Below are 25,701 nucleotides of genomic sequence, written 5' to 3' on the forward strand. Positions count from 1 at the left end.
CGCCAAAATTCGTCATTAACGCAAAATATGCAGCGAAAAGTGCCAATTATCCGGTCGGAACCGCCCCCGGCATATTCCTTCCTGCCGTCGCATCCCCGGCCGCCTGCCCCCGGGCCCGAAGCGAAGCCCACCAGCCACACCTGAAAGCACCGCCTGCAAGCACAGTCAAATGCCTGTCATGCCACTGCGCCAGACTGTCTGCTCCGAACTTCCAAGGACAGGGTGCCTCATGAATTTCCCCTTGCGCGCATCAGCGTTGGCGTTGATGCTGGCAGGCCTGCTCAGCGCCTGCGGCAGTGACCACGACAAAGACGATTCGACTACGCCGGAACCCTCCGCCCCGCTGGCGCTGACGATCCTGCACATCAACGATCATCACTCCCACCTGGATAGCGAAAGCAGAACGGTCAAGCTGCTGAATCCGGATGGCGATACCGTGGAAGTAAACGTCGCATCCGCCGGTTTCCCTCGCGTCACCACCGCATTCCAGCAATTGTCGGCCCAGCACGACAATGTGCTCAAGCTGCATGCAGGCGACGCCCTGACCGGCACGCTGTACTTCAACCGCGCAGGCAGCCTGGGTGCCGCCGACGCCGCGCTGATGAATACGGTGTGCTTCGACGCCATGGCCGTCGGCAACCATGAGTTCGACAAGGGTGATGAGGGCCTGGGCATCTTCATCGACGAATTGCACAGCGGCGCATGCAAGACACCGGTGCTGTCGGCCAACGTCAAGTTCGGCGCGTCGTCGCCGCTCAAGGACAGCGGCAAGGTCCTGCCCTCCACCGTGGTCGAGCGCGGCGGCCAGCGCATCGGCCTGGTTGGCCTGACCATCGCCAGCAAGACCAAACAATCCTCCAGCCCCAATGCCGACACCGAGTTCGAGGACGAAGTCGTTGCCGCCCAGCGCGAAATCGACCAGCTGCAGTCCCAAGGCGTGAACAAGATCGTGCTGCTGAGCCATATCGGCTACACCTACGACCTGGAAGTGGCCAGCAAGCTCAAGGGCGTGGACGTCATCGTCGGCGGAGATTCGCACACGCTGCTGGGCCCCAAGGATAAACTGTCGCGCTACATCGGCGCCGACATCAGCCCCGGCTATGACTATCCCACCCGCGTCAAGGACAAGGACGGCAACACGGTCTGCGTGGTGCATGCCTGGGAATACTCGCAGGTCGTGGGTGAACTGACCGTGAACTTCGATGCCAACGGCAAGGTCGAGAACTGCGACGGTACGCCGCGCGTCCTGATCGGCGATGACTTCCAGGTCAAGGACGGCAGCGGCCAGCGCGCCGCCACCACCGCCGAAGCCAGCGCCTTCAATGCCGACATCAAGGACAGCGGCATCCTGTATGTCGCCGCCGAGGACCAGAAGGCCGCCACCACCCTGGCGCCGTTCAAGGTCGAAGTCGACAAGTTCAAGGCCAAGCAGGTTGCAGTTGTCCCGCAGGAACTGTGCTCGCGCCGCGTGCCTGGCGGCCCGGATTCCATCGACTACTCACGCTCGGCCTCCTGCGCCAACGGCCAGGCTTCGGTCAGCGCGCGTGGCGGTGATATCCAGCAACTGGTGGCGCAAGCCTATTACGACATTGCCAACAGCAACTACGGCGGCGCCGACATCGCCCTGCAAAACGGCGGCGGCGTGCGCGTTCCGCTGAAGGGCAACGTCACCGCAGCCAATGTGATCGAAGTCCTGCCCTTTGCCAACATGCTGTGGAAGATGACGGTGAGCGGCCAGGAGGTCAAGGATACGCTGGAAGACGCGATGGACATGGTCTTCGGCGAAACACCATCGTCCGGCCCCTACCCCTATGCCGGCGGCCTGCGCTGGCACGTGGACACCAAGCAGCCCAAGGGCCAGCGGATCAGCAATCTGCAAGTCTTCAACCGCGACACCAAGCAATGGCAGCCGCTGGACCTGCAACGCCAGGACTACACGCTGTTCCTGCTGAGCTTCGTCGCGCAAGGCGGTGACGGCTACGCCACGCTGGGCAAGTTGCCGGATTCGCGCCGCCTGGACGTGGGTGTACTGGATGCCGACGCCTTCCAGGAATGGATAGACAGCCAGACGGAAAAGGACGGCACGACGAACCTGCCTATCCTGCGCCCGGTCGACGACGCGTTCTACAGCACCCAGCAGTTCGTGGAGTAACACGGCGGCGGCAGGCGCTGCCTGCCCCGGTCTGCCGCCCGCGCCCTCAGGCGCGGGCGGCAGACCGTATCAGGGCAGCAGCCCCCGGGTACGCGCCTCGTTGACCGCACGCACGCGGGAGGACACGGCCAGCTTGTGATAGATATTCTTGACGTGGCAATCGACGGTATAGCGGGAAATGCAAAGCATGTCCGCAATCTCCCGGTTCGTCAGGCCATCGGCAACCCGTGACAGGATCTCATGCTCGCGCGCACTGAGCGCATCCATCGCCACCTGACCTGACGCCTGTCCGCTCGCTGCCGGCACAGGCTTGCCCCCGAGCTGATCAATCACCCGACGTGCGATGAACGGATCAATCGGCGCGCCGCCCCTCAGTACGCTGCGTATCGACAGCATGACTTCCATGTCATCCCGCTCCTTCAGCACGTAGCCTGTCGCCCCGGCACGCAAGGCGGCAAGAATGGCGTCCTCGGTACTCCAGGCGGAAATCACGAGAATCCCCATGTCGGCATCCCTGGCGCGCAATTCGCCGATCAGATCTATGCCATTGCCATCCGGCAGGCCCAGATCCACCAGGGCCAGCGCGTAGGCGTACTTCTGCACCAGGCTGCGGGCGTCCGTCAGGGTGGCGGCGCCATGCACCGAACCCATTTCATAGCTCAATTGCGCCAGAATGGAGGTCAGGCGGGTACGGATGAAAGGCTCGTCTTCAACGATCAGAACCGGTGCTGGCAAAAGAGTGTCGGACATGTGTGAAGCACCTACTTCTATCGAACAATAAATGTCTGCGGAATCATACCGTCACCGCCTGCCAGGGCAGACCGGACCACGGCGCCATAGCCGTTGCCGCCATGCGTCATGGGTTACCTTGCGGCAGCGCCAGGCATTGCTGCAGCAAACGGTCTGCGTCTTTTCACGCCTATAGTACGCAAGCCTGTACGGCATTCGCATCGCCTGAACCGGTTAATTCGCGGTTCGCAGCGTCGCACCGCCCTCTGCCGCACCGGCAGCGTGCAGGTGCAGGCTGGCCTCCAGCCTGGTATGCCCACGCCGCGAACTCACCTGCAGACTGCCGCCTATGCGCTCCATCCGCACGTGCATCGAACGCATGCCGACGCTGAGCCCGGCGTCCTGCACAGCGTCGACATCGAACCCCACGCCATCATCCTCGATGCGCAGGACCAGCATATCCTGTTCCGGCAGTTCAAGCGTAATCAGGGCACGACGGGCGCGGCTGTGCTTGATGACATTGGCCAGTGCTTCTTCGACCAGCCGGGTCAACGCCAGGCACACCCGGGCACTGGGCGCCATACGCCAGGCGGACGGAATACTCCATTCCGACGCAATACCCAATTCGTCAAACAGATTCACGAAACGGTGGCGCAGGGGCGCTATCAGGGCTTGCGGCGAATGCACACCGGCCGATTCGACCTGGGCGCTGCTATCTATGACCTGGCGCAAATCGTTGCGCAGCAGCTTCAGCATGGACAGGAAGCGGGTATTGTCCAGCGGGGTACGAGCCTGCTCCACCACTGCAATCGAGCGCACCAGCGAGCCTCCCAGGCTGTCGTGCAGGTCGCGCGAAATCTGCAGGCGCTCCTGCAAAACGGAATTGTCCAGCGCCAACGCATGCTCACGCGCCAGGGTTGCGCTCAGATCGTCACAGGCCTGGGACACGGCACTGCTCAATTCCTGGTTGAACTGCGCGATGCGGCGCATGTTGCGGGCAATGCGCCGCCCCAGCAGAATGGACAGCGTCAGCATGGTCAGCAAGCTGGTGTAGCTCAGCAAGGGCTGCGACTTGATGAGCTCGGCCATCAACAGAATGTCATGAATGCTGATCGCGATGCACAACAGCCCGCTGATTGCCAGGACCAAAGGCTCTACCGAGCGTTTGACCAAGCCGTAGCCCAGTAGCAATAGATTGCTGGAGCTGAAGATTGCAGCGGCCCCCAATATGGCGACCTGAGTGACCGGCGACAGCCATTTGTCTGGCACAAGCAGTACGGCAAACGCCATCCCCAATTGCAGCAAACCCAGTACCCATGCCGTGCGGCGCAGACGCAACCGGCAGAAACTCCAGGTAAACATGCAATAGCAGCACACGAACAACAGGCAGGCCACGACATTGATTCGAGCCATCCACAGGGTGCTCAAGAACGGCCAGGGCTCGGTGCACAGCATATTGGCGGCAAACACAATCCAGAAAAATGCCGTCAGCACATACCAGCCGCTGGCATGCTGGGAGCGGTCCTGCAGCCAGATGCAGAAAAACAGGCAACCCAGCACAGTGGAAATGGCCAGGTTGATGATGAACATGGTGCGCTGGTGCCAGACTTTGGTTTGCTGCAAGCTTTCCAAAGCTCCGGGCTCGCCCAGGTGCACCCGGCCCAGGCCGCCGCCCTGCGAGCTCAGGCCATGCACCCCGATCCATAACGTATTGACTCCATCATGCAGGCTGGACTCCGGCAGGCGCCAGTAACGCGGCATGTTCCAGCTGCGCGAAAAAGGTTCGGACAGGCTGCGGTCGCGCCACAACAAGTCGTCATTGATATATACGATGCCTGCCAGGCTGATCCATTCCATCGCCAGCCCTACGGGCGCAGGCGGCGCTGCACTGTCGCGGCAGCCGCGCACCCAATCGACGCGATACCAGACCGCACCGGTATATTCCGGCCAGTGCGCGGCCCAGCGATCCGGCAGCACGGTTTCCTGCCAGCCCTCCACCGGCCGGCTGCCATCGGGCGCTTGCGCCATCTGTATGCTGAGGATCTCCGGTTCGCACGCGTCGGTAGCCTCTGCCCATGCTGGCATACAGAAAAAAACCGCTGCCAGCCAAAGCCAGTTCGGCCATGCCGCCAGCCGGCGCATGACGCCCCGGCCCCATGCCAACGGGCCGGCTGCAAACGCGCCTCTGATCATGGCCTGCCCCGGCGACAAGGCCCGCAAACACATTGCACACGGTTGGAACGGCAAGCGCCACGGATACCGGCACACGCGGGCAGAACAGGAAAAGTCATGGGATCAAAAAACGGAATTTCAGGAAAATGCGTCCAATCATACTGGTCAATCAGAAAATGATGCACTCCAGGCCTGAACACCTGCCCCGCATTCTTATGCTTCACCATCACAGACTTCACGCCCTAGCTCTTGCTGCAATGATGCGCGCCTGCCACAGGAAAAAGGGTGGCATGGTCCCGTCACACGAGCTGCCTGCCTCAGACTGGCTGGCGGCGCGCCGGGTGCCTCTGCTGAATTTATGCACAATTTACACAGACCGGCATCCAGGAAAATTACACTGGAGGCATCATTTTCCTATCCGGGATAGTCCAACATCATGGACTCGTTTGAATTTCCTTTACTCCTGATACTGGCCATGGCCTTTATGTACTCGCTCATCATGGCAGTCATATGGGTGGCCTCGCGGGCATCGAACAGCGCAACCAGCACCCGACTGCCCGACTCCTGTCATTCCGACAAGCGCCGGGCCTCGCGCAACGTCACATAAGGCTGCGGTCTTTCACCACAAAGCGCAGGCCGACACCAGGCTCGGTCACAATATAGCGCGGCGCCGACGCATCATCCCCGAGCTTGTGACGCAGTTTCCCTACCAGGATGCGCAAATAATGTGCATCGTCTTCGTGGGTAGGCCCCCAGACTTCACGCAATAGCTGGGTTTGCGTCACCAGCCTGCCCGGCTGGCGCATCAACAGCGACAGCAGCGTAAACTCCTTGCGCGTCAGCGCAACCGGTTCGCCACCGAGAGTTACCTCACGCAAGGCCAGATCCACCCGCAACTGCCCATCGTCAAACACCGGGCTGGCCTCGCCACGCGCGCCCGCCATGCGCAGCAGCACACGTATCCGTGCCATCAGCTCGTCCACGCCGAAGGGCTTGGTGACATAATCATTTGCGCCCAGGTCGAGCAGATCGACCTTCTCCTGCTCGCCATCGCGCACCGTCAACACGATCACCGGCACCGGCGACCACTGGCGCAGCTCGGCCAGCACCTCGCGACCGTCCTTGTCCGGCAGGCCCAGATCGAGGATGACGATATCCGCCCCCTTGCTGGCCAGCAGCGTCAGCCCCTCCTGCCCGGTCGCGGCCTGCAGCGTGGCATAGCCCTGCGAGCGCAGGCTGATATCTATGAACTTGCGTATCTGCGGCTCATCGTCGACGATGAGCACCCGCGCCGCCGGCAGGGCGGCATTCGTCTCTGTTTGGCTTATCACGCTATGACATTTCCTCTTCGTCATTCCCCAGGGCAGGCGCAGCTTCCCAAGGCAGGGTCATGCGCACGCAAGTTCCCTGCCCGTCCGGGCCGGGCAAGGCAATGACGCTGCCCATGTGGGCGCCCACGATGCCCTGGACGATGGCCAGGCCCAGGCCCGTGCCATGGCGCCCCCGGTCGCCCCGTTCCACACTGTAGAACATATCGAAAATACGTCGCCGCTCGTCTTCGGGTATCCCCGGCCCACGATCGGACACGTCGATCTGCAACTGCCCTTCCTCGCCTGGCCGCACCTTCACGGTAATGGCTTGCCCAGGCGGGGAAAATTTTGCCGCATTTTCCATGACATTGAATAGCGCCTGCTCCACCAGCGCCGGATGTACATGAATGGGCGCCAGGTCCGCCGGAATGTCATGCTCGACCCGGACATGCGGTTCGTAGCGCTGCAGGCGGCGCGAGGCCGAACCCACCAATTCATCCATGCCGATCCAGTCACGCGTGAGGGTCAGCCCTTGCTGCCCCAGGCGCGTCATGTCCAGCAGATTCTGGATATAGCGGTCCAGCCGCTCTCCTTCCACATGAATGGTTTCCAGCAGGCTGCGCTGGTCTTCCTCGCTCATGTCCTTGCCGTAGCGCGCCAGGCTGTCGGCAGAGCCTATCATGGAAGACAGCGGCGAACGCAGGTCATGCGACACCGAGGACAGCAGCGCAGACCGCAGGCGTTCGGTTTCGCCGGTCACGCGGGCGGCCTCCAGTTCCGCCACCAGGCGGGTGCGCAATGCCGCCTGGGCGATATCGTCCACCATGCTTTCCGCCAGGCGGCGTTGCTCGAAGGACAGGCGGCTCATATCTGCCGGAAACCGCAGGCCCACCACGCCCAGCGTGTCCTGGTCCGAGCGCACCGGCAAAAACCACCATGACGATCCCGACAGCGTATCGGTAAAGCGGCCGCTGGCCTGCCCGTGCTGCTGGGTCCAGTCGGCGGCGACCTGTTCCTTGCCGCTCAGCGCCACGCCCGGTGGCGCCTGCGGCGTCACCACATTGCCTATCCTTATCCAGGCATCTGCCCGCAAGGCCCCGTGCAAGGCGGCAGAGCCGGCGGCAATCACCTGCCCCAAATCTGCCGCCTTGGACAGGCGGCGCCCCAGGTCCTGCACAGCAGCGGCATGGGTATTGGCGGCACGCAACGCCACCACCTGCATGCGCAGCCGCGACGCCAGGCGGCCGGCAATCAGCGCAGCGGCCAGGAACAGCAACACAGTGGCCACGCCACGCGGCGCACTGATCATCGGCGTGAAGCGCGGCTCGATGAAAAAGAAATCGTAGGACAGAAAGCACAATGCCGCCGTCATCACGGCGGCCACCATGCGCGTGCGCGAGGCCACCAGCATCACCGCCACCAGGAACACCATGGACAGGTCCTGCAGGCCCAGCAGCATATCGGCCAGCGCCGCCATCACCGTAGCGACCAGGCTGGCCTGCAGCACGAACATTGGCTCGCCCTGTGTCAGCCACTCGCCCGTCACGTCCGGCCAGCGCGGCAGGCGCTTGCGCACCTCGGGCGTGCTCACGATGGTCAGTTCGTAGTGCGCTCCGCGCCGCAGCAGTTGCTGCGTCAGGGTGCGGTTGAACATACGCGCGATGGGACGCTCGCGTGTACGGCCAATCACGATGGATTTCGCGCCACGGGCCGCACCGGCGTCCAGCAGGGCCTGGGTGATATCCGTGTTGTGCAGAACTTCGGTTTCTCCGCCCAGCGCCCGCGCCAGCGCAAACGCCCGATCCAGTTCCATCTGGCGGCGCTGCTCCTGCCGCGCGGCGCGGTCCTGGCGGTGTCCGAGACCACGCTGGCCGGAAGAAATCGTGGCCTCGGCCGAACTGCCCGTGTCCACCGTCACCACCGACCAGGGGGCGCCCCGCCGCTCCGCGATGCGCGCCCCAGCCCGTACCAGGTATTCCGACTCGCCCAGCCCGTCGATGGCGATCATCACATGGCGCTGTATCGGAATTCCTTTCAGTCCCCGGGCGGCCCGCGATTCGCGCAGATCGGCGTCGACGTGATCGGCCACGGTTTGCATGGCCAGTTCGCGCAGCGCCGTCAGGTTGGAAGGCGAGAAGAAAGCGCGCAAGGCCTGGCTGGCCTGGTCGGGCAGGTAGACCTTGCCTTGCTTGAGCCGCTCGATCAGCTCCCGCGCCGGCAAGTCCACCAGGCGAATGTCCCGCAAACGCTCGAAAAGCGCATCGGGCACGGTTTCCGTGACCCGTATGCCGGTGATCTGGAACACCAGGTCATTGACGCTTTCCAGATGCTGGATATTCATCGTGGTATAGACGTCGATACCGGCGTCCAGCAATTCCTCCACGTCCTGCCAGCGGCGCTCATGGCGGCTGCCCGGCGCATTGCGATGCGCCAGCTCATCAACCAGCACGATGGCGGGCTTGCGCACGAGGATGCCGTCGAGATCCATCTCGTCGAGCGCCATCCCCTGGTGCTGCGTTGCGCGGCGCGGCACCAGCGGCAGGCCTTCCGCCAAGGCCTGAGTTTCGCTGCGGCCATGGGTTTCCACGATGCCGATCACGACATCGAAACCCTGGCGCATCAATTCCCTGGCCCGCGTCAGCATGGCGCAGGTCTTGCCGACGCCTGGGGCCGCCCCCAGGAAAACCGTCAACCGTCCTGCTTTCTGACGCCGGATTTCTCCAAGAATGGCATCCGCCTGTCCGGCTCCCATCATGTTTCTTTCCTTGTTTCCAACTGCGCTATTTTCCACCGGAAACCGTATCGGCATCCTGAACGGGCAATAAGCGGTCGAGCGCTAGGTTCAGCGCCAGTACATTCACGCGCGGTTGGCCCAGCAGCCCAAACTGCCTGGGCTCAAGCTGTCGGGCCAGCAATTCCTGCACGTGTCCCGCCGTCACGCCCCGGGCACGGGCCACACGATACACCTGGACGGCCGCCGCCTGCGGGCTGATGTGCGGGTCCAGGCCGCTGCCCGATTGCGTGATCAGGTCGGCAGGCACGTCTGCCGGAGGAATCTGCTCACGCGCAGCCGCCGCCCGCCTGGCCACGTCCAGGCGTTGCTGCAAGGCCGGGTTGCTGCGCGCCTGGTTGCTGCCGGCAGCGGCCAGCGGATCGTAGCCGGCCGCTGAAGGCCGGGGATGGAAGTACTCCGCCCCGTGGAAGGGCTGGGCCACCAGCGCCGAACCCACGATCACGCCATCGCGCGCCAGCAGGCTGCCATTGGCAGCCTGGGGAAACAGGGCCTGCCCCAGCCCCACGCCAGCCAGCGGGTACAGCAGGCCCAGCCCGGCCATGGCCAGCAGCGCCATGCCCAGCGCGGCTCGCAGCCAGCCGCCATCATGAATGAATGCGCCTGCCTGCGGCGCCACGCTTGCCTCGGCCGTGTCGATAATGGACATCTCCGTCTCCTCAGAACTGGAAAAACATGGCCAGCACAGCGTCTATGGCCTTGATCGCGATGAACGGCAGGATCACCCCGCCCACGCCATACAGCAGCATATTGCCGCGCAGCAGCCGGATGGCGCTGGCCGGCCGGAAACGCACGCCGCGCAATGCCAGCGGAATCAGTGCCGGGATGATCAGGGCATTGAAGATCAACGCGGACAGCACGGCGCTGGCCGGGCTGGAGAGCTGCATGATGTTCAGCACCGCCATCTGCGGAATTGCCGCACTGAACAGGGCCGGCAGGATGGCGAAATACTTGGAGACATCATTGGCGAGCGAAAATGTCGTCAATGCGCCGCGGGTAATAAGCTGTTGCTTGCCGATTTCCACGACCGACAGCAGCTTGGCGGGGTCATTGTCCAGGTCCACCATATTGCCCGCCTCCTTGGCCGCCTGCGTCCCCGCGTTCATGGCCAGCCCGACATCGGCCTGCGCCAGCGCGGGCGCATCGTTGGTTCCGTCCCCCACCATCGCCACCAGGTGCCCGGCTTCCTGCTCGGCGCAGATACGCGCCAGCTTGTCTTCCGGCCGGGCTTCGGCAATGTAGTCGTCCACCCCGGCCTCGGCCGCGATGCTGGCTGCCGTCAGGCGGTTGTCGCCGGTGATCATGACCGTCCGTATGCCCATGGCACGCATCCGAGCAAAGCGCTCCTTGATACCGTGCTTGACGATATCGGCCAGTTCTATGACACCCAGCACCTGGCCGGATTCGCTCACGACCAGCGGCGTGGCGCCTTTGCGGGCAACCGTGGCCACCATGTCATCCAGCCCGGGCGGCACCGTGCCGCCTGTCTGCCGCACATGCCCGGCCACGGCATCCAGCGCGCCCTTGCGTATGATCTTCCCGTCGGGAAGATCCACGCCTGACATACGCAGTTGTGCGGAAAAGCCGATGAAACCTGCCCCGGCGGGCGCTTCCATTTCCAGCCCTTGCTGCCGCGCCAGCGCCACGATGGATTTGCCCTCCGGCGTGGGGTCCGCCAGTGAGGCCAAGACCGCAGCCTGGCGCAGGCGTTCCAGCGAACCGCCAGGCGCGGCATGGAACGCCGTGGCCTGCCTGTCACCGTGGGTAATGGTGCCGGTTTTGTCCAGCAGCAGGACATCTACGTCCCCCGCCACTTCCACCGCCTTGCCCGAACTGGCCAGCACATTGGCCTGCAGCGCGCGGTTCATCCCGGCGATGCCGATGGCCGGCAACAGGCCGCCGATGGTGGTCGGGATCAGGCACACCAGCAGGGCAATCAACAGGACCAGATTGATATCCACCCCGACCGAGCGCCCGATGAAAGGCAATGTCGCCACGACAATCAGGAACGTGGCCGTCATGACTGCCAGCAGGATGCCCAGCGCGATTTCATTGGGCGTCTTCTGCCGGCTGGCACCCTCGACCAGTGCAATCATGCGGTCCAGGAAACTGTGCCCCGGTTCCGCCGTCACCTGCACCACGATGCGGTCAGAGAGCACGGTCGTGCCGCCGATCACACCGGAACGGTCAGTCCCGGCTTCGCGCAGCACCGGCGCCGATTCACCGGTCACGGCTGCTTCGTTGACCGAGGCCAGCCCTTCAATCACTTCCCCGTCGGCCGGAATCATTTCCCCAGCCTCGACCACGACCCGGTCGCCCGGACGCAATTCTGCTGCGGGTACCGTGCTGGCCGCACCTGCCGCATCCAGCCGCCGGGCGCTCAGGCCCTGACGGGCACGGCGCAACGACGCCGCCTGGCCGCGCCCTCGGGATTCCGCCACTGCCTCGGCAAAATTGCCGAACAGTACAGTCGCCAGCAAGATGCCGGTGACCGCCCAGCCGAACCCTGACGGCGCCTGGCCGGCGAGGGTCGCCACCGCCGTCAGTACCGTGCCCAGCCAGACTACCCCCATGACCGGGTTGCGTAACATATGCTGTGGCGCCAGTTTGATGCAGGCATTGGCCAGCGCGGGCAGCAGTCCGCGGGCAGACAGCCAGCCACGCGGCTGTGTGTTCTGTGTTTCGTTCATGGCCCTCTCCTCAATGCGCCATCACGTTGGCGGCGGCCTGCGCTGGCGCCGACAGATACTGGCCCTGCACCAACGACAGATGGTCGGCCACCGGCCCCAGTACCAGCACCGGCATGAACTGCAGCAATGTCATGGCGACCACGATAGCCACCAGGACCAGCGCGAATGTCGGGGTTTCAACCTGTAGGCTGCCGCTGCCCTCGGGCATGCGCCGTTTGCAGGCCAGCCTGGCGGCAATGACCAGGGGCACGATCAGGCCCGGGTAACGTCCCGCCGCCAGCGCCAGGCTGGCGGTCACGTTCCACCAGACGCTGTTGTCCGCCAGGCCTTCGAAACCAGAACCATTGTTGGCGAAGGCCGAGGTGTACTCATAGAACACCTGGCTGAGCCCATGGAAGCCGGGATTTGATGTGCCCGCCAGGCCCGGGACGGAAACCGTCACCGCAGTCAGCACCAGCAGCACTACGGGTTGCAGCAACAACAGCCCGGCCAGCAGGCGGATTTCCGGCGCCTCGATCTTGCGCCCGAACAGTTCAGGCGAGCGGCCCGTCATCAATCCGGCCAGGAAAACTGCCAGCAATAGATAAACCATGAACTGCTGCAGACCGCAGCCTATGCCGCCCCAGATGGCATTGACCAGCATATCGCCCAAGGAAACCAGGCTGGTCAGCGGCGCCAGCGAATCATGCATGGAAACAACCGAACCGTTGGACGTCTGGGTGGTCAGCGCGGCGTACAGCGCCGATGGCGCCGCGCCCAGCCTGACTTCCTTGCCCTCCATCAGGGCAGGCGCCGCCGCCGTGGCGGAATAGGCCTCGGACCAGACCGCAAGCCCCGCCGACACCAGCGACATGCCCAGCATCGTGCCGAATACCAGCGCACTCAGGCGCCGCCTGCCGGTAAACGCGCCCACCATGAAAGTCACGGCCACCGGCACGAGTATCAGGGCCAGGGTTTCAAGCAAATTCGACAGCGGCGTCGGATTTTCCAGGGCGACCGTACCATTCGGCCCGTACCAGCCGCCGCCATTGGTACCCAGTTGCTTGATGGCCACCATGGGTGCGACAGGCCCCACGGGAATTTTCTGTGCCTGTCGTTCCGCCGAGGCTTCCAGCAGCGTTGCCAGTGGGCCGCCGGACAAGGTCGCGGGTACGCCCTGGCTGGTCAGCAGCACCGACAAGACCAGGCACAAGGGCAACATGAATCGCAAAGTGGGCCGGATCACATCGACCCAGAAGTTGCCGACATCCACTGCGGCAGGCGTGGCCGGGGTGATCGCGGTAGCCGGGGTCGCCGAGGTAGCCTGGATGGCATCCGTGCCCGCCGGCGCACCTGCGTCGCGACGGCCGCCGAAGAAAGCCCGCAGGCTGGCCGTCACGACAGCCAGGCCCATCATGGGTGTCACCACCTGCAAGGCCACGATGCCAGCCATCTGCGACAGATAGGAAAGCTGTGCCTGGCCCGAGTAATGCTGCTGGTTGGTATTGGTCAGGAAGGACACCATGGTGTGCAGTGCCAGATCCCAGCTCATGTTGGGCGCGTCATCCGGATTCAGGGGCAGCCAGGCCTGCGTCATCAACAGGGCCCACACCAGCACGGCCAGCACCGCGTTGCTCGCCAGAAATGCCATGGCATAGCCTTTCCAGCTCATGCCGCTTGCCGCCCGGACGCCCAGCAGCGCATACAGCGGACGTTCCAGCCGCAGGAATATCGCATCGCCCCACATGGGCGCGCCGCGCATCACGGTCGCCAGATAGCGCCCCAGGGGCCAGCCCAGGATGACAGCCACGACAAAGACCAGGAGGAACTCAGCCATGACAGCCCTCCCGGCACCGGCATCCGCACGCTGCAGGATGCCTTCGGCTCAATGAAAAAATGGATTCGAGAAACATGACACAACTCGCAGGACATGGCGAAACAGCCATGGCCCGCAGTATTCCGCCCGCCCCCGTAAAGTATCCATTCACCAAAATGAGCCGTACATAAACTCTACATAAATTCGCTCACTCACCCATCAGGGGGGCTTTCCCGTCCCCCAGGGGACTGCCGGAAATTAGGGGATAACCCTGGTTTTTTACGCAAAACCGCCTTGAATTTACGCCGAATTTACGACCCGCCCAAAGGGGAAGGGCTATCGTATGCCCGCCAGAAGCAAGCGGATATCAGTCATGCCACAAATACTTCAGGACCTCACCTTTATTCTGATTGTCGCGGTGCTCTTCACCGCCCCCCTTTACTGGATCAACCGCCCCAAGAAAAAACGGGACGAGGGATCCGGTCGTGCCTCGCTGCCCGGTTTCTCCGGCATGTCCAAGCAGAAAACGCCTGGCGCCGACTGAACGTGCCGGCGACGGCGCGAACGCCGCAGGCCCGTCCCGAACGGATCTGCTGACTACTGCAACACCCCGGCCTGACGAAAAAAAGCCCAGTTCGCAGTGTGAACCGGGCTTTCGGTTTGCCATGGCCGACGCTGTCGTCAGCCGTCTTTTTCCATATAGAGCGTTTGCGTCGGGAAGGCGAAATCCGCGCCATGCTGCTGCACGATGTCTATGATCTTCAGGTAGACCTCCTGCTGCGCATCCAGCCAGGCCGCCCACTTCGTGGTTTTGGTGAAGCAATAGACCATGATATTGAGCGAAGAATCGGCAAAGGCATTGAAGTAGACCAGCATGGTTTCGGACTGGTCGATATTGGCATCCTGCATCAGCATCTTGCGGATATCCTCGACGATGACGCGAATCTTGCCGGCGTCCTCGTAGCGCAGGCCGATCTCGACATTGATCCGGCGGTTCGTCATGCGGCCCGGATTCTCGACGCTGATGGACGAGAACAGGGAGTTCGGCACGTACAGCGGACGATTGTCGAAGGTCATGATTTTGGTGAGACGCCAGCCTATCTCCACCACCGTGCCCTCGATGTTCCTGTCCGGTGAACGTATCCAGTCGCCGATATTGAATTGACGGTCGAAATACAGCATCGTGCCGGAAAACACATTGCTCAGGATATCCTTGCCTGCCATGCCGATGGCAATGCCGCCAATGCCGCCGAAAGCCAGCAGGCCAGACATGCTCAGCCCGAAATGTTCGCCGAAGAACAGCAGCAGCACGATAAACACGACGAACTTCATGACGCGGGCGATCATGCGTGTGGAAGTCGGGTCGCTGCCCTTGTTGATCTGGGTCTTTTCCAGCCGGTTGATCAGCAGGGAAAGCTGGCGCAACAGCACCCAGGCAATAACAATGACCGCCATCAGGTCCACCATGCGGGGCGCCAGCCACGTCAGGTGGTAATCGTCTATCGCCATATGGGCGTAATGCCGCGCGACAGCCACTGCAGAGAACAGGACGATCACCTGCACCACGTGGACAATAATGCTGCGCGACCAGTTCCGCTTGCGCCGCTCCACCATTGCAATAATGATGGCCCCCAGCAAACAGGCTGCCAGAACACCTGCGCCAACCAGATACTTGATCAACAATTCGTGGCCTTCCACTGTTTCTCCTTGTCGGGCGGTGGTAGCGGCGCGCCCTATGCCTGATACGCAGCCAGAATTATAAAGAGCCGCCCGCCAGGCATTGCCAGCGGTCTGTAACCGACTCTCGCGTCCTTGCTCGACTTGAGCCGCGTGCTTCCTGCGCCGGCCCTTGCCCGGCAATCATGCGCCAGCCCCCTTACTTCCGCCTGGGCAGATTGTCAGGCGCCGCCGTTCTGCCAGCGCAGGTATGCCGTGCGGGTCACGTCCGACACCGACTCCAGCACTTTCTGCCGCGTCACCTGGTGGCGCACCTGCAAGCGGGCATCGGCCACCAACCGCGATTTGCAGTACCAATGGCAACTGTGCTGGAACAGGTACAGTTCGGCCGACAGGTGATACGCGCGCTGCTTGGCATCCCAGCCCTCAACATTGTCCACCACGTGGCGCAAGCCGGCGGCATGGATGGCGAGCAAGATGCGGAAATCACGCGTGGCACCCGGCAGCAAGCGCTCCAGATAGGGAATGCAAATGGCGAAATTGCCCATGGCAGTCGCCGCCTGGCTTTCCTGGCGCATGGATTTCGCCAGCGACTGGGCCTGCGCAGCCACGGCCCGCTCTGCCTGCGTAAATGTTTCCAGCACCTGCAGCTGGCGGATTTCGGAAGGCTCGTGGATGGCACGCGCATAGCCTTGCGTCAACGTTTCCATATGGCGTTCCAGCTGCAAATTGGCGAGATGGCTGCCCAGCAGCGCGATATGCGCACGCTGGTAGCGCGCACGCAGCACCTGCAACACCAGTGCAAGCGCCAAAAGGATCAAAACAATGTCCATCGCATCCCTTCACTATTTGACCGGCGCTGCGGCATCAAAGGCAGCGCCTTCCGGCTCATTGCACCGCGGCAGAGCGCCGAAGCATCCCTGTTTCGCTGGCACGCGGACAGCAAACAAAAAGGCCCAAACCGAAGTTTGGGCCTTTTTTGAATTCTGGAGCGGGAGACGAGTCTCGAACTCGCGACCTCAACCTTGGCAAGGTTGCGCTCTACCAACTGAGCTACTCCCGCATTTCGTCTTGCTTGCGCTGCAACGAAAAATAAATAATAACCTGTTTTTTCGGATTTGAGCAAGCCCTTCCAACGAATTTTGTCAGCGAAGGCCGATTCCATTGCACACGCCATGCAACATGTCTCAAAAACACAACAAAACCATGGGGTCCAGCACTGTCTCTGCATGGACGGCTGGACATCCGGCCCGCCGTCCTGCCCAGCGGGTGGCGCAGCAGCCAGGCTGCGCCACCCGCGCTACCCGCGCGCTGGATGCTCGGGTAGCGATGCCATGCCTGGCCTGCCCTACTGGCAGAACAGATTGGCTTCGTTCACCCTGGACACGCGCAACATATCCACCTGCCCGCTGAAATGCTCGCTGGCCGGCGTCGTCGGGCGTGCGCCCAGCATCAGCGCACTGGCTGAGCGAGAAAGCAAGGGTGCGCCTGCCGTCTTGCCAAAACCGGGGCCATCCTCGCAATTGAGCTGCAAGCTGACATTCTGCCCGTCGGACACGATATACAACTCGTTCCAGCGCTCCGGGCCTTCGAGCGGCAGAAGCAGGCGCTTGCCTTGCACCGGAAACTGCACCACCACGCTGGCACTGCCCGCTTCCACGTTGAATACGCCCGTTCCCAGCGACATGAGGGTCTGCAATGCCTCGCCTGCCGCCGGCTTGAAGCGCAGGTGGATGGCGAAGACTTCGCCGATGGGGGTGGCGGCAAACAGCGAATCCTCAGGCGTGCGCAATTGCGCAGGCAAGGCTTCATCGTCGGCATTGATCTGGATGATCTTGCCGCCGATGTCGCTGTTGCCGCGTTCCATATAGCGCTCTGCCACCGGTTGCAGGCTGGCATCCTCCAGCACCAGGTCATTGCTGTAGGGCGAGTTGTCGTTGATGCAGATGGCAGCGGCGCCGTCCAGGCAGGTTTCCGTCTGCATGATCCAGAAACCCAGGGTATCGCCATTCACCGGCATGGTTTCAACCGATATTTCCCTGTCCTCGACCACGGTATCCGTGCCTCCGCAGGCCGCCAGCGGCAACGCCGCTGCGGCGATCAGGCGTTTGAGCCATTGAGTGTTGTTCATAGTCTTCATTCCTTCAGCGCGCCACCGTGGCGCGGGGTTGCAGGATGACGTCATCGACCACTTGCCCCGCCAGTGTCTTGGTGAGGACATGCATGCGGTCGCCACGGATGGACAGCGTGGTATAGGTATTGACGTTGTCATCGAACAGCACGTCCGCCACGCGGGCAATGCCGTTGCCATCGTTGTCGTAGTACTTGGCCGAATCCGACCCTGCGATCAGATAGGTAGCCCCGCCCAGGCGCGGCACGCCACCTACCAGCGGCACCGAACGCGAATACATGTGGTCATGGCCACTGATCACCAGGTCTATCCCGGCCGCATCGACCACCGGCGGGATGTACTTGGCCGACCGTCCGTTGCCAGACGCCGGATTGCCGTTGTAGGGCGGGCGGTGCAGCATCAGGATCTTCCAGGTCTTGGCGCTGGCCTTCATGTCGGCTTCCAGCCACTGCGTCATCGTCGTCCAGTCGGCCTCTTCCAGCATTTCCGTGCTGACCACGGCAATATGCGCATTGCCATAGTCAAAGCTGTAATTGGCACTGTCGAAAGGCGCGGCGCTGCTGCCTGCCGCCATCGGCAGCCGGAACATGGACGCGAACTTGCTTGCCCCTTCGTTGATGACCTCGTGATTGCCCTGCGCCGGCACGAATACCTTGGACGCCAGCGCCCCCTCCCCTTCCAGGGCATCGAAGAACAGGCGGACCAGACGGTAGTCGCTCAGGTCGTCGGTAAAATCGCCGACGTGCAGGATCAATTCGCTGCCGGGCAGCTGGGCCATCATCTTCTTGTACAGGTCGCGCACCAGGCCATTGCCATCGAAAATATTTTCATTGGCCGCCGTTTGCGTATCGCCAAACAACACGATGTCCACCTGGTCGTCGCCGTTATCCGTCAGCACGGTATAGACGGGGCTCATGCTGCCCGCACCGTCACCCACGCTGTAGTGATACGTCTTGCCCGGCTTGAGACCAGTCAGCTTCGCATGGTGCACGCGCACCGCACCCGATTCCGCGCCATAGAAAAACGGCAGGATCTCGGAGTTGCCGGTCGCGCTTTGCGACAGCGCTTCGGTGTCGCCGTAATGCACGACGGACGCCTGGCTGCCCAGCGCGGTGTACCAGGTGACGTTCAGTTCGGACGGGCTCGCCGCCGGCGTCAGATAAACATGGCGCGGCGCGGCATCCAGGCGTTCGACCAGGGCCTGCACCTTGGTCATCAGCGAGGAACCCACGCTGTCATAGACCCGGAAAATCAGGTCTTGCGAGCTGGTGCCGGCCGGCAGCTGCACACGCAACATGCCATGCTCGTCCGTCACCCCCAGGATGCGCACTTCCGTCACCGTATCGTTGGCGCTGTTGTAGACCAGCGATTCGATCGTTACGCCGCGCGCCGGCTTGCCATCCGCGCCGACGACCAGCAGTTCGGTCGCCTGCCCGCCCACGCCCCAATGGGTCATCAGCGTATAGCGCCCGCCCACCGGCTTGCGGATCACCGGGTGATACCAGGTCTTGCCATCGACTTCCGCTGCAGCCGTCACTGAAATATCCGTGTTCTGGATATAGTCCTTGACCTTCAGGCGCAAGGTGGCGATGGTTTGCGTGTTGTCCTTGAAGCCGTTGAACGTGGCTTTCAAGGTACCGCTGCCGGTACTGACCTGGCTGGGCGTCAGGTCGGCGGGCAACAATTCCAGGCTGGTCTTGGTGGCGTCATAGCTCAGATGCAGCACCATTTCGCTGAAGTTCGCTGCGCCCACTACACGGATGGGCAGATCGAAAGTCCCACCCGGGTAGAACTCCACATTGTTGCTTTCGATATGGATGCGCGGCGCACCGGTCACCACGTTGAACATCAGGTCGCCGGCGGAAACGTTGCCGTTGATGTCAAGAACGCGGTAATCCAGGCGGTGCCAGCCATCGGCGAGACCGGAGGCCTGGTATTCCAGGCGGTCGGTACCGTTGCTGCTGGTCTTGGCGCTGATATCCTGGCCGTCGAGCTTCAGTTCGAAGTTGTTGAAATCAACGCCCGAAGCGTCCGCCAGCTGCAGGCTGATCCTGGGCGAGTGGCTATCCACCGTTTCGCCGCTGGCAGGCGTCACCACGACGCCCGGCCCCTGCAGGTCGGTGTTGTCGCTATAGACGGCGGTGAAGTTGTCCAGCAGCACATGCGAATCTATGCGCTCGGCAGTTTTCAGCACCAGGAAGCGGAAAGGCTGGGAGAAACGCAGCGGTTCACGGTAGCCCTCGGGAATTTCGGCCATCATGAAGTTCCAGCCACGCTCTGGCAGCCCTTCGCCATCATTGTTGTAGTTGATGGTGATCTGCTTGTTGTCAGCGTCCACCAACAGGCCGCGTACCCACCAGACCTTGCCGGCCAGTTCATCCGGAATGTAGACATTCACGCCCAGGTACTTGGGATAGCCCGGCAGCGTCTTGACCTTGCCTGGATCGGTCACATAGGCGCCGAAGGTACCCGGAGACTTCGGATCGGTTTCCCAGGACAGGCGCATCGAATATTCACCCGCAAACACCGGGTCGCTGACGCGTTCCAGCGTCACGGCCTTGTGGCGCGCTCCACTTCCGGCGTACATGCTCACGTCACCCTCGAAGTCATCGACAATCACCGGCGGCACGCCAATATCCACCTTGACCGTAGCGGACTGGTCGCCATAGCTGACCGTGACCTGGCAGCTGCGGCCCTGCACGGCGCCTGCCGTCAGCACGCCGGTCGAGGCGTTGATGGCACAGTCTGCGGCATTGTCCACGGTGTACTTCAGCACCCCGCTTTCATAGCTGACGGAACGGCCGCCGCTGGTCAGCACCGGCTTGAGCGCCAGGGTGGCGCCGCTGTCCAGCGTATACACGTTGCGCGGAAAGGCAATGGTGTCGATGCTGGACACGACATTGACGCGGGCCACCCCCTTTTTATCGCCGGCACGCGCCACGACATAGCCTTCCGCCTGCTGCCCGCCTGCCTTGAAGGCGCCGGTCACCTTGTCGATCAGGCCCAGGCCGGCGTCACTGATGCCGTACTCCACCTGAATACCGTCACGCTCCCATTGCCTGGCGTCGAAACCGACACCGCGGAAACGCCGGAAGGTCGAGCCCGCCAGCAAGGTCAGCTCGCGCGGATGCAGCGTCACGCTGTCTTCGTAGCGGGCCTTGTCAGGGTCGAGCACCAGCGCCCATTTGGTCGCTACCGAACGTTCCGTGCCATCCGATGGCTGGTTCAGCAAATGCGTGTAGCGGTCGCCGGGAAAGCGCCCCACCAGCGTGGAAGAACCGCCGCCATCGAAATTGATGGCCTTGACCGCGCCATAGGCGCGCATCAGCTGGGCCAGCTTGGTACGGGTGATGCCGTCGCCGGTGGAACCCACCGGCTTGTCGGCCACCAGGAAAAAGGCGCTGCCGTCGGCACGTATGCCAAACCCGGTACGGCTGCTGATCTCGCCTTCGTCGGCATCGCCAGCCAGTTCGCCATTTTCCACCAGCAGGCCGCGTCCGAAACCGGAGCCGACGGCATAACGCACCTTGGCCCAATCGGCATTGTCGGTTTCATAGCGCACATCGACCTGGCTGCTGGCCGGGATCTCAGCGCCCACGACCAGTGCATGGCCGGCGGGAATCACGTAGGCGGCATCGTCCTGCACCACGCCCACGGCCTGGCCGGAAAACGGCACGAACTGGACGCTGCTGCTGCCGTCCGGCTGCGCCAGCACCGTCACGCCATTGGCCTGGGGACGCACCAGTACGCCGGTCTTGCCCTTGAGGTTGACCGGCCCCCGGTAATTTTCCGCCACATACACCGCGACGTCAGAACTGCCGCGCACATAGGCGGCGTTCTTCTGTTGCGATGCATCATAGCGGTACACGCTGCCGACTTCGCCAGCGAGCTTGCCGGCGACGTACAGGCGCAGCGTGAAATCCGGCACCTGGTTCGCCGCCAGGATATCGGCGCGTCCATCTTCATAGACCACCACGACTTCTTCGACACGGTCGCTGAAACCGGTATAGGTCACGCCGTCCATCTTGGTCAGGCCCATGTTCCAGCCGTTGACCATGTCATAGGGGTCGGCATTGACTGCCAGTACGATATTGCGGCCCTGGTCGATGGCCTTGTCGGCCGATTGGGTCGTGCGCTCCATCGAAAACTGGCCCCGGGAACGCTCCAGCGGCTCCAGCGACAGGCCTTCGCCGAGCTTGAAATCAGCCACGATCAACGCTTCGTTGTAGGTGTGATTCAGCTTGCCTTCAATAATGCGCAGCGAATCATTGACCTTGTACTGCTGCAGGTCGCTGATGACGGTAGGAACCTGCTCCTTGCTGGTGATGCCTTCGACCACAGGGGCCTCCGGCGCCAGGAACTGGCTATCGGCATCGGCCGGAGGCGCGATGATATTGCTGACGAACTGCTCGCCGGTTGAGCCGTCGACGACATGTTCGACCGTCTTATCGTTGTAGACGGTCTCCTTGTCGCTACCACAGCCGGCCAGCAATGCGCCGAGCAGCAGGGAGCCACAAGACATTCTTGTGGCCGCTAGGGAACACCACGACATAGATCTAATCCTTGAAGGGGCTTGGGGAGGGGATGGGCACGGTTGCCGGCCGGTTGACATGGCAGGCCATAGAAAGCGCGGCAGCGAATGCCCAAACAGGAAAAATGCGCAAAGGCTACCGGCGCAAGATTGCAGTTTTATTGAGAAAGAATGACCGTTCTGCCCCGAATGCTGCTTGCCCGGAAGTGATCCTTAATCAGCCCGGAAATCCCACATACCCTGATAAAAAACTCACATCAAATAGGAAAATTAACTAGTTTCAGTGTTGGAATCGTCATATACGCAGTGATACTTTAGGCAGTTACCCATTCGCCCCATTCTTGTTTTTCCCAGGAGCTGTCACCAATGAGCGTGGAAACTGAGCCAACGGTACCCGGCCACTGGCTGGAATCGCTGACGCAACATCAACCGGCGCCCTGGCGCTGGGGCCGCTCCGTCCGCAGCACACTGGGGATTGGCCTGCCGATGTTGATCGGCCTGCTGTCCAATGATTTGCTCGCCGGCATGTGGGTCGCACTGGGCGCGCTGATGCACACGACCAGTGAGCGCGACGGCACCTACGATTCCAGCTTCAGGCATCTTGCCATTGCCACGCCTGTCGCCATGCTGGGTTGCCTGGCCGGTTATCTGGGTCTGCTGCCCTGGCCCGTCACCGTCGCCGTCATGGCGGTGCTGGCCTTCCTGGCCGGCATCCTGAGCAGCTTTGGCGCAGCCCTGTCCGTCGGCTGTCTGCAGGCCTTGCTGCTGGCTGGCATCGCCATCGGCATCCCGGCCAGCGCATCACCGTTGCAACCCGCCCTGCTCTATCTGGTCGGTACACTGTTATATGCCGCGCTGCTGGGCCTGGAGGCCAGCTTCTTTCACCAGCGGCCGGGCCGTAACATGCTCGCGGGCCTGTTCAATGCCATGGCATCGCTGGCCATCAACCGTGCCGAGCGGCGCCCGGTGGACGAACCCCTGCGACTGGTCCGTGAACGTTTCTCCGCCGCCCATGCCGCCCTGCTGCAACAGCGCCGCCGGCTGGCCGGTCGCAGCCTCGAACTGGAGCGCAGCAACGCCATCCTGCAGCGCAGCGATGCCATCCTTGCCATCCTGCTGGCACGCGATGACCTGGAAACGCTGCGCAGCGCCGCCCAGCGCCTGCATCAGATCTCCGGTGCGCTGGGATCGTCCACGCGCTTTCCTGCCGCCGCGCTGGGCACGCCGGATTCCGACCTCGACCGCCATCTCCGCGCCCTGACCGCACTGCTCGATGCCCAGGCCATCTTCGACCTGCCCCTGCAAGCCGCTACGGCACCGGCCCTGCCGCCTTCGGCCAGCCGGTTGTCGGTCAACCCTTGCGACCGCCTGGCGCCCAGCCGGGACGTCATGCTCGCGGCCCTGGTGCTTGCGCTGTGCACTGGCCTTGCCTATGCGACGCGCTGGGTGGCGAACGATGCCCACTGGTTCTGGATTCCCGTCACCGTCAGCCTCCTGCTGCGGCCGGATTACGCCTCCATCATGGCGCGCTCCGTTCTGCGCAGCCTGGGCGCTCTCGCCGGCGTGGCACTGGGAACCGCCATCCTGCTGTTCCTTCCCCAAGGAGGGGCCATCGTCCTGGTCATTGCCGTGCTGGCCAGCCTGCTGCCATGGGGCATGCAACACATCTACGCGCTGCAGGTCATTCCCCTGGCGGCAATCCTGCTATTACTGGGTGATATCGTCATGCCCGGCGACCACAGCGCTGCCTTCGCACTGCAATGCCTGCTGGGTACCGTGGCCGGCGCCATCATCGTCATTGCCGTGGGGGCGCTGGTATGGTCCCGCCACAAGCAGGCAGCGATCAGCGCCCGCTTTATCATGGTGAGACAAGCCCTGGCCGAGTATCTGCAAGCCAGCCTGCCCGATCCGGCGACGGCTTGCAGTCCCGCCCGGAACGGCAGTATCCGGCAGCAGCGCCGCAACGCCTACCGCGAACTCTCCGGCCTGCGCGCGCAATTGCAGCGCCAGCAATACGACCCGCCGCCCACCGGTCACCAGGCCGCCGCCTGGTACCCCCTGCTGGACGGTGCGGAGCGCTTGTGCGACGACATCACCATCTATTCCTTGCAGGCAGCCCAGGCACCCGATGACAGCACCAGTCAGGTTCTGCTGCAACAAGCCGGACAACTGGCGGGCAAGGATGGCGGCACAGCCATCGCCCTGTCCTGGCCCGGAACGCGCCCCAGCACGCCCGAAGCCCGCCTGATCGAACGCATGGACAACGAACTGTCCTATCTGCGTACGCTCAGCGCAGGACGCTGAGCGTGCACTGCCTTACATGCGGTCGAATGCCGACCCCACGTGGGGCAGGAATAGCCGGTCATAGGTTTTCAGCAAGAAGGCATCGGTCATGCCTGCCATGTGGTCGCAGATGATACGCAGGCGCTCGGCTTGCGGCGCCGCCTGCCAGCGCTGATGCACATCGCGCGGCAGAAAAGCCCTGGGTTCGGACGCCAGGGCCTCGAATACGGCAATGACCAGCCGCTGCCCCTTGAATTCCATCTGCTGCACGCCCGCGCTCAGGATCACCGTTTCCTTCACCGCATTTTTCAGGGTATCCAGGAACGCCATGGCGTCGCGCGGCAGGCTGGCGCGGTAACGCAGCAAGGGCGCCTCGAAGTCCGGGTCGGTATGCACGCGGCAATGGCTGATGAAGTAATGCACCAGCCTGCCTATGAAACGCTTGCGCCGCCCGCCGTCGCCGAACAGGCGGTCTACCAGCCACTCGTGGATTTCCGGCAGCGTCTTGCCTGCCATTTCGTCGGCATAGCGCTCGCGCAGGTATTCCAGGAAGCAGGCGCACTTTTCCCAGGGCGCATGCAAGCGAAAATCCTCCGGCTCGATCAGGTCCATGGCCAGCGCATCTTCCAGGTCATGTACGCCGAAAGCGATGTCATCGGCGATATCCATAATGCTGCAATCAAAGGATTTGTGCCTGGCGCGGCCATGTTTGCCCGGCACAGGCGGGTCGAATGCGGTGAAGCGTTCGCGGTCCGCCACGCTCAGGGGCGCCAGTATCCACTCCACCACCTCCTGTTCGCTGTCCAGGTAGCACTTGGGCGGGCGGGACACCTTGCGGTCGATGATGCGGATGGTGCTGGGCCCGGTCTCCAGCCGGGGGGCCAGCTCAGGATTGCACACATCGGCGTACGGCACCGGATACTTGAGCAGGCTCAGCATGGCGCGGCGCGTCAGGTTCGCGCCCGCGTGCTGCGAAAATTTCTCCAGCCGCGACACGATCCGCAGAGTCTGGCCGTTGCCCTCGAACCCCCCGGCCTCGCGCATGCAGTAGTTCAGCGCGACCTCTCCGCCATGGCCGAACGGCGGATGGCCCAGGTCATGCGTGGCGCCCGCGACCTGGATCATGCTCAGGCTGGGCAGGTGCGGGTGGATCTCGCCATACTCGGGATTGCATTCGAACTGGCGCACGATGCCGGCGGCAATTTGCGCGACCTCCAGGCTATGCGTCAGGCGGGTGCGGTAGAAGTCGTTGTCCCCTGGGCTCAGGATCTGGGTCTTGCCCTGCAAGCGCCGGAACGAAGCGCAATGAATAATGCGCGCATAATCGACATCGTAAGGGGTGCGGACGTCGGTGCCGACGGGCTCCCAGGGTTCGCGGCGCTGCTGCCAAAGCATGACTGCCTCCTTGTCTGGCTGAATGCGGTGATACGGCCCTGCTGC

General features: G+C 62.9%; 17 protein-coding genes and 1 tRNA gene. 5 read left to right on the plus strand and 13 right to left on the minus strand.

What is annotated here, in order from left to right; genetic code table 11:
* Positions 1-229: 229 nt before the first annotated feature.
* Positions 230-2,152 (plus strand): bifunctional metallophosphatase/5'-nucleotidase, encoded by a 1,923-nt coding sequence (locus EV679_RS11115; protein ID WP_130487243.1) that lies wholly within the window; start codon positions 230-232, stop codon positions 2,150-2,152.
* Positions 2,153-2,221: 69 nt separating this feature from the next.
* Here the strand turns inward: EV679_RS11115 and EV679_RS11120 are convergent, their stop codons facing one another.
* Together EV679_RS11120 and EV679_RS11125 are read right to left on the minus strand one after the other, a co-directional pair.
* Complete coding sequence (locus EV679_RS11120; protein WP_068371844.1) at positions 2,222-2,902, minus strand: response regulator; 681 nt, start codon at positions 2,900-2,902, stop codon at positions 2,222-2,224.
* A 213-nt stretch (positions 2,903-3,115) separates the two neighbouring features.
* A complete protein-coding gene (locus EV679_RS11125; protein WP_242611473.1) occupies positions 3,116-4,909 on the minus strand; it encodes a sensor histidine kinase in 1,794 nt (597 codons plus the stop codon).
* Between the two features lie 4 nt (positions 4,910-4,913).
* Between EV679_RS11125 and EV679_RS17645 the strand changes: the two genes are divergently transcribed.
* Entirely contained in the window at positions 4,914-5,249 is a 336-nt protein-coding gene (locus tag EV679_RS17645) for a hypothetical protein (protein WP_165390022.1), read from the plus strand.
* Positions 5,250-5,652: 403 nt separating this feature from the next.
* Here EV679_RS17645 and EV679_RS11130 read toward each other — a convergent pair whose 3' ends face one another.
* Genes EV679_RS11130 through EV679_RS11150 form a run of 5 tightly spaced genes read right to left on the minus strand, consistent with a single transcriptional unit; the run spans position 5,653 to position 13,660 of the window.
* A complete protein-coding gene (locus EV679_RS11130) occupies positions 5,653-6,384 on the minus strand; it encodes a response regulator (protein WP_242611474.1) in 732 nt (243 codons plus the stop codon).
* Between the two features lies 1 nt (position 6,385).
* Positions 6,386-9,118 carry a sensor histidine kinase gene (locus EV679_RS11135; RefSeq protein WP_240733291.1) on the minus strand — a complete coding sequence of 911 codons (2,733 nt, stop codon included), beginning with the start codon at positions 9,116-9,118 and terminating at the stop codon, positions 6,386-6,388.
* A gap of 25 nt (positions 9,119-9,143) precedes the next feature.
* A complete protein-coding gene (gene kdpC / locus EV679_RS11140) occupies positions 9,144-9,803 on the minus strand; it encodes a potassium-transporting ATPase subunit KdpC (protein WP_130487244.1) in 660 nt (219 codons plus the stop codon).
* A gap of 10 nt (positions 9,804-9,813) precedes the next feature.
* A complete protein-coding gene (kdpB, locus tag EV679_RS11145) occupies positions 9,814-11,844 on the minus strand; it encodes a potassium-transporting ATPase subunit KdpB (RefSeq protein WP_130487245.1) in 2,031 nt (676 codons plus the stop codon).
* 10 nt (positions 11,845-11,854) lie between these two features.
* Positions 11,855-13,660, minus strand: a complete 1,806-nt coding sequence (locus EV679_RS11150) for a potassium-transporting ATPase subunit KdpA (RefSeq protein WP_130487246.1) — start codon at positions 13,658-13,660, stop codon at positions 11,855-11,857.
* Positions 13,661-14,012: 352 nt separating this feature from the next.
* On the opposite strand from EV679_RS11150, the gene EV679_RS17650 reads away from it, so the two are divergent.
* On the plus strand, positions 14,013-14,183 hold the full coding sequence (locus EV679_RS17650) for a hypothetical protein (protein ID WP_165390037.1): 171 nt from the start codon (positions 14,013-14,015) through the stop codon (positions 14,181-14,183).
* Between the two features lie 137 nt (positions 14,184-14,320).
* On the opposite strand, the gene EV679_RS11155 is transcribed toward EV679_RS17650, so the two are convergent.
* From EV679_RS11155 to EV679_RS11175, 5 genes are all read right to left on the minus strand, one after another.
* Positions 14,321-15,337 (minus strand): mechanosensitive ion channel family protein, encoded by a 1,017-nt coding sequence (locus EV679_RS11155; RefSeq protein ID WP_068371826.1) that lies wholly within the window; start codon positions 15,335-15,337, stop codon positions 14,321-14,323.
* Positions 15,338-15,537: 200 nt separating this feature from the next.
* Positions 15,538-16,149 carry a hypothetical protein gene (locus EV679_RS11160; RefSeq protein WP_068371822.1) on the minus strand — a complete coding sequence of 204 codons (612 nt, stop codon included), beginning with the start codon at positions 16,147-16,149 and terminating at the stop codon, positions 15,538-15,540.
* Between the two features lie 154 nt (positions 16,150-16,303).
* A tRNA-Gly gene (locus EV679_RS11165) sits at positions 16,304-16,379 on the minus strand.
* Between the two features lie 285 nt (positions 16,380-16,664).
* Positions 16,665-17,447, minus strand: coding sequence for a hypothetical protein (locus EV679_RS11170; protein WP_130487247.1), 783 nt, complete (start codon positions 17,445-17,447; stop codon positions 16,665-16,667).
* Positions 17,448-17,460: 13 nt separating this feature from the next.
* Positions 17,461-21,969, minus strand: coding sequence for a phosphodiester glycosidase family protein (locus tag EV679_RS11175; protein ID WP_207224918.1), 4,509 nt, complete (start codon positions 21,967-21,969; stop codon positions 17,461-17,463).
* A gap of 62 nt (positions 21,970-22,031) precedes the next feature.
* Here EV679_RS11175 and EV679_RS11180 point away from each other — a divergent pair, with 62 nt between their 5' ends.
* Positions 22,032-22,256, plus strand: a complete 225-nt coding sequence (locus tag EV679_RS11180; protein WP_130487248.1) for a hypothetical protein — start codon at positions 22,032-22,034, stop codon at positions 22,254-22,256.
* Positions 22,257-22,344: 88 nt separating this feature from the next.
* On the plus strand, positions 22,345-24,282 hold the full coding sequence (locus EV679_RS11185; protein WP_130487249.1) for an FUSC family protein: 1,938 nt from the start codon (positions 22,345-22,347) through the stop codon (positions 24,280-24,282).
* A gap of 12 nt (positions 24,283-24,294) precedes the next feature.
* Here EV679_RS11185 and EV679_RS11190 read toward each other — a convergent pair whose 3' ends face one another.
* Positions 24,295-25,656 (minus strand): anti-phage deoxyguanosine triphosphatase, encoded by a 1,362-nt coding sequence (locus EV679_RS11190; protein WP_130487250.1) that lies wholly within the window; start codon positions 25,654-25,656, stop codon positions 24,295-24,297.
* Between the last annotated feature and the right edge of the window lie 45 nt (positions 25,657-25,701).

This window comes from Kerstersia gyiorum (genome assembly GCF_004216755.1).
GTDB classification, from domain to species: Bacteria; Pseudomonadota; Gammaproteobacteria; order Burkholderiales; family Burkholderiaceae_B; genus Kerstersia; species Kerstersia gyiorum.

Coding starts and splice junctions, on each gene's coding strand:
- EV679_RS17650 (WP_165390037.1), top strand. CDS start 14,013: ATGCCACAAATACTTCAGGACCTCACCTTTATTCTGATTGTCGCGGTG.
- EV679_RS11190 (WP_130487250.1), bottom strand. CDS start 25,656: ATGCTTTGGCAGCAGCGCCGCGAACCCTGGGAGCCCGTCGGCACCGAC.
- EV679_RS11125 (WP_242611473.1), bottom strand. CDS start 4,909: ATGGCGCAAGCGCCCGATGGCAGCCGGCCGGTGGAGGGCTGGCAGGAA.
- EV679_RS11135 (WP_240733291.1), bottom strand. CDS start 9,118: ATGATGGGAGCCGGACAGGCGGATGCCATTCTTGGAGAAATCCGGCGT.
- EV679_RS11150 (WP_130487246.1), bottom strand. CDS start 13,660: ATGGCTGAGTTCCTCCTGGTCTTTGTCGTGGCTGTCATCCTGGGCTGG.
- EV679_RS11185 (WP_130487249.1), top strand. CDS start 22,345: ATGAGCGTGGAAACTGAGCCAACGGTACCCGGCCACTGGCTGGAATCG.
- EV679_RS11175 (WP_207224918.1), bottom strand. CDS start 21,969: ATGTCTTGTGGCTCCCTGCTGCTCGGCGCATTGCTGGCCGGCTGTGGT.
- EV679_RS11160 (WP_068371822.1), bottom strand. CDS start 16,149: ATGGACATTGTTTTGATCCTTTTGGCGCTTGCACTGGTGTTGCAGGTG.
- EV679_RS11115 (WP_130487243.1), top strand. CDS start 230: ATGAATTTCCCCTTGCGCGCATCAGCGTTGGCGTTGATGCTGGCAGGC.
- EV679_RS11170 (WP_130487247.1), bottom strand. CDS start 17,447: ATGAACAACACTCAATGGCTCAAACGCCTGATCGCCGCAGCGGCGTTG.
- EV679_RS11120 (WP_068371844.1), bottom strand. CDS start 2,902: ATGTCCGACACTCTTTTGCCAGCACCGGTTCTGATCGTTGAAGACGAG.
- kdpB (WP_130487245.1), bottom strand. CDS start 11,844: ATGAACGAAACACAGAACACACAGCCGCGTGGCTGGCTGTCTGCCCGC.
- kdpC (WP_130487244.1), bottom strand. CDS start 9,803: ATGTCCATTATCGACACGGCCGAGGCAAGCGTGGCGCCGCAGGCAGGC.
- EV679_RS17645 (WP_165390022.1), top strand. CDS start 4,914: ATGCTGAGGATCTCCGGTTCGCACGCGTCGGTAGCCTCTGCCCATGCT.
- EV679_RS11180 (WP_130487248.1), top strand. CDS start 22,032: ATGGGCACGGTTGCCGGCCGGTTGACATGGCAGGCCATAGAAAGCGCG.